Raw genomic sequence first — 8183 nt, forward strand, 5'->3', positions numbered from 1 at the left:
CCTCCCGGGGAAGACCGCCGCCAGAGACTAAACGTTCGTGGGAACGATTAGAAGTTCATGGTGATGCCCGTGAACACGTAACGACCCAGAACGTCGTACGTACCCGGATAGGCATTGCCGTTGCAGACGACGCTGGCGCAGGCGTTCGAGGTGACCAGCGGCGGGTCCTTGTCGAACAGGTTGGTCGCGCCCAGACGCCAGGTCAGGTTCTTGCCGAGGTCGGCGGTCAGCGTCAGGTCGAAGTAGTCCATCGCCTTCAGCTTGTCGTCGAGCGAGTTCAGGTTGCGAGCCGCACGCCCTGCCGAGGTCGCCAGAGTTGACGACGGGTTGGCGAACTCAACCGTAGCCGACGAAAGGTGGCGCCACTGGAGCGACAGGCCGATACCGTTCGTCATGGTGTAGCTCACGCGGGCCTTGTGGCGCCACTTAGGCAGCGGAGTGCCGCAAGTCGGGCCGTAGTAACCGGCGCAGTTGTATGCTTCGGTCAGACCATTATCGACAGTATAGCGGTTCAGCAAGGTGCCGACGACGCTAAGCGACACGCGACCGGCATTGCCGACCTCGGTCGAATAGTTGCCGTTGAACTCGAAGCCGCGCGTCTTCACACCGCCCACGTTGTGGTAGATGTCGACCACGTAGCCGCCCGAGGTCAGCCACAGCGAGCCCGAGGGATCGCGGTTGATCAGGTCGCAAGCAGCTGCCGTACCCGAGCCGCAAGCCGCAAGGATCGCGTCCGCGCCGTACTGCTGGATCGCCTGCTTGACCTTGATGTCGAACCAGTCGACGCTGGCCGTCAGACCCGGAAGCCAACGCGGCTGGAGAACGACGCCAAGGGTCTTGGTGGTCGACTTTTCCGGGTTGAGGTCAGGGTTGCCGCCGATCAGGCCGTTGTACTGGCCGGCCGGGTTGAGCGAGGTGCCGCCGGTAACGCCCTGTGCCGCGCAGACCGGCGTGAGCACGTCCTGGCCGGCGCAAGGATCGGTCGTGCCGTCAAGCGCGACGATCTGCGGAGCGAACAGTTCCTGGATGTTCGGCACGCGAACCGCGCGGTTGTAGCCGGCACGCAGGCGGATGTCCGAAACCGGGGCAAGATCGATGCCCAGCTTGTAGGTGTTGGTGTTGAAGGTACGGCCGTTCGAGATGCTGTAGTGCGAGTAACGGTAGCCGCCATTGAACGACAGGTTCTGGATGAAGCTGTCCTGGATGATCGGAATATCGATTTCGCCGAAGAACTCGGTGACCTTGTAGGCACCAGCAGTGTCGAGCGTCGGAGCGCCTTGGCCGGTGAGATCGCCGGTGGTGAAGGCGTTGTCGGTCTTCAGTTCCAGCGAGTCGCGGCGGTATTCGACGCCGAGCGCGACGTTGATGCCGTCCGAGGCCCACGGCGACTTGATGCCGTATTCGCCGAGCATGCCGGTGAAGCTGGCGCTGGCGACCTGCTGCGAGGTCTGGCCCTTCATGAAGCCGGTCGCAGTCAGGTAGTCGAGCGAAGCCTGCGAGATGTTGCCGCTGAACACGTCGTAGGGCGAGCAGTTCGGGTCCTGGCCGGTGACGGTCACGCGGCATGCCGGACCGTTCGCGGTCTGCACGACGTCAAGCGCATTGGCGAGACGGGAAGCAGAGAACTCGTTCGAGTAGACCTGCGTGTAGTTGGTGCGACCATACTGGTAGTAGGCGTCGTAGGACCAGGCGTTGCCCAGTTCGCCGCGCGAACCGATGACGGTACGGAACGAAGTGTGCTGGAGATCGCTCTGACGCGCGCCGCCTTCGACGTTGCGACGCAGAAGCTGCATGAACGCCTTGTTGTAAGTCGCACCGGTCGTGGGATCGGTGAAGTTGATCGGAGCGGCACCGGGGTTGGTGTTGTAGTTCGCACCAGCCGCCAGCGGGAAGTTGCCGAGGAAGCCGTTGATCAGGTTGCTCGGCTGGCAGAGTTCGGCGCGCTGGGCGGCCGACATCAGCGGGTTGTCGCAGTTGATGGTCAGCGTGTTGCCGAAGTCGCCCGAAGGGGCGATCTGCGCAACGGTGCGGTCATCCATGAACATGAATTCCATGTACGGATGGATGGCCTTGTTGATCTCATAGTCAGCGAAGACGCCGGCCGTATAGCGCTCGTCCGGACGCTGATAGTAGTTCAGCGGCGCGAAGTTGTAGATGTTCTGACCACCCTGCGTGATCGTGCCGGCACCGAGAGCGCCGATCGTCGACGAGCTGGTGTTCGCCGGATCATAATACAGGACGTTGCCAGGAGCGGCCGTGGCCGAACCGCCGCAGCTGAAGTTACCGGCAGCGTTCACGCCGATCGAGCACGACGAGTAGTCGCGCTTGCGCTGGAGAACCGGAGTGGCGCGGCGGTAGCCGACATAGGCAGTGGCGTGGCCACGGCCGTCGTCGAAGCTCGTGCCGAATGCCGCGGAGAGGTCGTACTGACCACCGTCGACGTTGTTGCCTTTCGGATAGGCATAGGCCGGATCGCCCGCCTTGGCATCGAGCAGACCGCGGATGAAACCGTTATTGTTGTTGTGCGTGTAGACACCATAGTTGGCGTCGATCTTGAAGCCTTCGAACTCGGTATCCATCACGAAGTTGACGACGCCGGCAACGGCGTCCGCGCCGTAGGTGGCCGAAGCACCGCCGGTCAGCACGTCGACGCGCTTTACGAGCGCGGCGGGGATAAAGTTAAGGTCAGCCGCGGAAGTGGTGCTGTTCGGGTCGCCGGTCATGAGACGGCGGCCGTTGATCAGCACGAGGGTACGCGACGGGCCGAGGCCGCGAAGGTCGACCGTGGCGGTGCCGGTGGCACCGTTGGCGAGACCCGAGCTCTGGCCGGCGACGACCTGCGGCAGCGAGTTCAGCAGGTCTTCGGTGCGGGTCGTGCCCTGAAGCTGGATGTCCTGCGAGGAGACCGTGGTGATCGGCGCGATCGAGGTCTGGTTCGGTGCGACGATGCGGCTGCCGGTGACGACGATGGCGCCGCCGGTCGAGCTGTCGTCAGCGCCGGCGTCCTGCGCCTGCGCGCCGCTGCTGAGAAGGGCGAAGCCGAGCACCAGAGGTGCTGCGCCAGCCTTCAGCGCGGTAAGAGTGTGCTTTTTCACTGGTGTGTCCCTTTTTTCTAAGGCGACGGTGTGACTCCGACGCCTTGGATTCCCCGCCACGCGCCCTGCCCTTGAAAGGATGTTGCCCCAGTAAGGATATTTCGCGTGACGGAAGATACGCTTTCATTACGCAAAGGAAGACTTGCTCAAAGAGCTTTGAACGTTGCCGCGCAACATTAACGAAGCCTTGTGTCATATACGCAACAAACCTGCATCAAACCTGCGAACGACATCCCGATTTCCCAAAAGGCACAAGGAAAGATTTCCACCATCATGCGTGACATTGCCGCAACATGATTTCAATGCCGGTCGCTCGCAAAATCACAATGCTGCAAAAGCGCAGCAAATTCCCTTACCTTCACCGCCTACCCAAGTACGCTTGCCGCGCCCCCGGCCAGCTTGCTACGACAAGCCGCGAACACCGCAACAAGGGGAAAAGCGTTGAGCAAGGCACATCTGGTAGCGGCAACGTCGCTGCTGCTCCTTTCCCATGCCGCAATTGCCGGGGACAAGCCGGACGCGGACCGTCCCGAAGCCTATCGCAATCTCGTGGCCTGTCGTGAAATCCAGGACTCAACGGCCCGCCTGGCCTGCTTCGATCAACAGGTTGCCGCTCTTGAACAGGCCGCCAGCCAGCACGAAATCGTCATTGCCGACAAACAGGCCGTCGAGACGGCAAAGCGTGGCCTTTTCGGATTTGCGACGCCGGTGGCCAAGCTAATGGGTTTTGGCGGCAACGCCGATTCCTCCGACGAATTGAAGGAAGTCGCCACAAAAGTCAGTGGCGTAGGTCGCGGCTCGTCGGGCTGGGTTCTCGATTTTGAAGACGGCAGCACTTGGGAACAGAACGATACGCGCGACTTCGTCCTTTCCCCCAAGGTCGGCAACGAAGCAAAAATTGCCCGCGGCATTTTGGGAACCTTCACCGTTTCGGTTCGCGGTCAACGCCCGATCAAAATGCGCCGGGTCAAATAGCCTCCCAGTGAACGCGGCACCCTAGTCCGAGCGCGAAACACATCAAGCAACAAAATAACGATCAATTCTCCCACGCCGACATATCAAAATGCGGAAGAGGTCCAAAAAGCCGATTTGTGACAAAGTGGTAACAATTGACCGAGCTAAATCTAAAAAAACCCGTTAGAAATGCGGGATTTGCCTGTTGCATCTTCGCCACATGCCGAACTGCATTTCCATCCTTTCCCTCGTTTACGATTGAAACCCGAGGCCCTCGGCGCGAGAAATCCCTCCATGGTGATCCCGTGCGTCTGCGCACGATGATTACCGCATCCGGGTGCACGGCAGGTCTGGTCACGCTTCCAGCCGTGCTCACGAAAGCAACAAGGGACACAATAACGTGCAAAACTCTCTGAAGAAGGCTGCGCTGCGTAGCGCTGCCAGCCTGCCCGTATTCGCTCTGGCCTTCGCCACGAGCGCTTACGCGCAGGACCAGGCGGCCGCCGATGCCGACGATTCGGCCAACGCTCCCGCCATCGTCGTCACCGGTTCGCGCATTTCGACGCCGAACCTGGAATCGGCCAACCCCGTCGCCATCCTGACCGGCGAGCAGGTGTTCAGCACCGGCAACCTCTCGGTCGGCGACCAGCTGAACCGCCTGCCGCAGATGCGCAGCACCTTCAGCCAGGCGAACTCCAACGCCCACCTTGGCACCAGCGGCCTCAACCTGCTCGACCTTCGTGGCCTGGGCACTTCGCGTACGCTCGTACTGGTCAACGGCCGCCGCCACATCGGCAGCGACGTTCTGGTCAACGCCGTTTCGGTTGACGTAAACACGATCCCCGCCGACCTGATCGAGCGCGTGGACGTCGTGACCGGTGGCGCTTCGGCGGTCTACGGTTCGGATGCGATCGCCGGCGTCGTGAACTTCATCCTCAAGGAAGATTACGACGGCATCAGCGTTCGTGGCCAGAACGGCATCTCGAACTATGGCGACGCGGGTAAGCAGTTCGTTTCTGCCGTCATCGGCAAGAACTTCTCGGAAGGTCGCGGCAACATCACCGTGGCTGCCGAATTCTCGCATTCCGACGATTTCTATGCTTCGGGTCGTCCGGGCCTGCGTAACAACCACGGCTTCGTCGTGACCGATGCCGACAACACCGGCACCGTCGTGAACGGTTCGAACGGCATTCCGGATCGTACCTTCTACAACGACATCCGCTCGGCCACGATCTCGCTCGGCGGCATGGTCGCAGCTTACGGTGGTGGCAACTGCGGCGCCGGTGGAAACGGCCGCGCCTATACCTGCAACTTCCAGTTCCAGCCCGACGGCACTCTCGTTCCGCAGACCGGCGAGCGCATCGGTATCGGCCCGAACGGCTCTTTCCTGGGCGGCAACGGCTCCAGCAATCGCGAAGGCCGCCTGCTGGCGCTGTCGCCTGACCTGAAGCGCTACACCGTCAACCTGAGCGGTCATTACGAGATCACTCCGGCGCTCGTGCCGTTCTTCGAAGCCAAGTACAGCCGCACCGACGTGCGCGGCTCGCAGAGCGGCCCGTTCTTCTCGCAGGGAGCCACTCTCGGCGGCGATCCGCGTGAACGCGTTCGCCTCGACAACCCGTACCTGAACGACGACGCGCGCCAGACCCTCACGAACGCGTTCCTGAACTCGACCGTGAACGCCAACACTGGAGCGGCCTTCACGGACACCGTGGTGAACGGCGTTGTCACCCAGACCGCCGCACAGAAGCTCGCCGCTCAGCGCGCTGCTATCAACGACGGCAGCTTCGGCTTCAGCCTGCGCCGCAACTGGGTTGATTTCGGCGTTCGAGACGAAGAGATCAAGCGCGAGACCTTCCGCATCGTCGGCGGCCTCAAGGGCGATTTTAACGACGACTGGAAGTACGAACTGTCGGTCAACTATGGCCAGCACAAGGAACGCAACCTGATCCGCGGCAACGTCAACGTCCAGCGCTATCTGCTGGCTCTTGACACCGCAACGGATGCCAACGGCAACATCGTCTGCCGTTCGAAGATCGACCCGTCGGCGGCGTTCTCCTACGTCAGCGACAACGATCCGCGCCTCGCCGGCGACGTGGCCGCTTGCGTTCCGCTCAATCCGTTCGGTCAGGGTTCCGTCTCGAAGGCAGCCAAGGACTACATCCTCACCAACAGTCTCGCCACCGGCAAGATGACGCAGTTCGACATCCTGGGCTATGTCTCGGGCGATACGAGCCAGTTCTTCAACCTGCCCGGCGGTCCGGTGGCCTTCTCGGTCGGTGGTGAATACCGCCGCGAAACGGTCCGCTACGACCTCGACGACCTGACCCAGGAAGGCTATGCGTTCTACAACGCCATTCCGACCTTCTCGGCTCCCGCGTTCGAGGTAAAGGAAGTCTACGGCGAAGTGCTGTTCCCGATCCTCAAGGACAAGCCCTTCTTCGAGAACCTGAGTCTGCGCGGCAACGGCCGTATCTCGGACTACAAGGGTTCGGCCGGAACGGTCTATGCCTATGGCGGCGAACTGATCTGGAGCCCGGTGCACGACATCAGCTTCCGCGGCACCTACTCGCGCTCGGTGCGCGCTCCGAACCTGACCGAGCTGTACTCGGCCGCGGGCCAGAACTACGCGCCGCAGTTCAGCGATCCGTGCTCGTCGCGCAACATCAACAACGGCACCACGTATCGCGCAGCCAACTGCGCGGCAGCAGGCATTCCGGCAAGCTACGACTACAACTACTCGTCCTCGCTGGAGATCGTCAGCGGCGGCAACCCGAATCTGCGTGAAGAGACTTCAGACTCCTTCACGGTCGGCACCCTCATCCAGCCCCGCTGGATCCCGGGCCTGTCGATCTCGGTCGATTACTGGAACATCAAGGTCAACAACGTCATCGCCTCGGTCGATGCCCAGACCATTGCCGACCAGTGCTATGACTCGCCGAGTCTGGACAACATCTTCTGCTCGTCGTTCCAGCGTGCGGGTGCAAATGGTGGTCCGCGCGGCGAACAGGCCTACCAGATCCTGGAAGGCTCGCTGCTCCAGAGCTCGCTCAACTACGCGAAGCTCAAGGCTCGCGGCATCGATACCCAGGTCAACTACGATCACTCGTTCGACTTTGGCCGCGTATCGCTGACCGCTTACTGGACGCACTACCTCCAGAACGACCAGTTCATGGACCCGACCAATCCGGGCTTCAAGGATACGCTGCTCGACGAGCTGAACGCGCCTTCCGACGCCGTGACCATGAACGCTTCGTTCCAGCGCGGCAGCTTCAAGCTCGGCTATCAGCTTCGCTGGCTGGGCGGCATGTACCTCAACGAGTATGAGGACTACAATTCGGTCAACGGACTGCCGCCGCAGAACGAAGACTATGCGCCGATCAAGAAGTACCCGGATGTGTTCTACCACGACATCCGCGCATCCTATGACGTGAGCGACAAGTACACGTTCTATCTTGGCGTCGACAATGTCTTCAATAAGATGCCTCCGTACGGCCTAACCGGCGTGGGCGACGGCTCGGGCATCTACCCGAACATGGGCCGTTACTTCTACACCGGCATCACTGCCAAGTTCTGATCGTTTCGATCATTACTGCTCTTTGGGGGCGGCGGGTTATCCCGCCGCCCCTTTTCTTTGTCGGTCGAACGCGCCAAGAGGGGGCCATGACCCAAGCCAGTGAACGCGCTCAGGCCGCGCTCGACAGCGGGCGCCAACAGGACGCCGTCGCGATCGCCCAGGATGCCGCCGAACGCGGCGATGCCGATTGCCTTGCCATGCTGGCCCGCTGGCGACTGATCGGCAGCCCCCTCCCCCGCGACCTGCACGAGGCCCGACGCCTGCTGCGTACTGCCACTCTCGCCGGCAGCGAGGATGCCGCGCTGATGGAATCCGCCCTCACCGCCAACGGAACCGGCGCCCCCCAAGACTGGAGCGCCGCCTTGGCGATCCTGCGCGAGGCCGCCGAGCGTTACGGCGGCGCGGCAGCAGACGATCTTGCCCTGCTTTCGCGGATGGACCTCGATAGCGAAGGTTATCCCGTCACTCTCGCGGAACCCGAACGACTCGGCAACGGCTACAAGGTCCATCGCTGGCGGCAATTCCTGACGCCGGAAGAGTGCGCCCATCTCGCGATG

Annotated in this window: 3 protein-coding genes and 1 pseudogene; 3 read left to right on the forward strand and 1 reads right to left on the reverse strand. The window is 61.9% G+C overall.

What is annotated here, in order from left to right:
* Window positions 1-47: 47 nt before the first annotated feature.
* Window positions 48-3095, reverse strand: coding sequence for a TonB-dependent receptor domain-containing protein (locus V7066_RS09855; RefSeq protein ID WP_334182868.1), 3048 nt, complete (start codon window positions 3093-3095; stop codon window positions 48-50).
* A gap of 441 nt (window positions 3096-3536) precedes the next feature.
* On the opposite strand from V7066_RS09855, the gene V7066_RS09860 reads away from it, so the two are divergent.
* From V7066_RS09860 to V7066_RS09870, 3 genes and pseudogenes are all read left to right on the forward strand, one after another.
* Window positions 3537-4070, forward strand: coding sequence for a hypothetical protein (locus V7066_RS09860; protein ID WP_334182869.1), 534 nt, complete (start codon window positions 3537-3539; stop codon window positions 4068-4070).
* Between the two features lie 379 nt (window positions 4071-4449).
* Window positions 4450-7626: a TonB-dependent receptor domain-containing protein gene (locus tag V7066_RS09865; protein ID WP_334182870.1), complete on the forward strand. Its 3177-nt coding sequence runs from the start codon at window positions 4450-4452 to the stop codon at window positions 7624-7626.
* Window positions 7627-7712: 86 nt separating this feature from the next.
* Window positions 7713-8183, forward strand: a pseudogene (locus tag V7066_RS09870) (hypothetical protein); the annotation flags it as partial.

Source organism: Novosphingobium sp. (assembly GCF_036820275.1).
Classification (GTDB): domain Bacteria; phylum Pseudomonadota; class Alphaproteobacteria; order Sphingomonadales; family Sphingomonadaceae; genus Novosphingobium.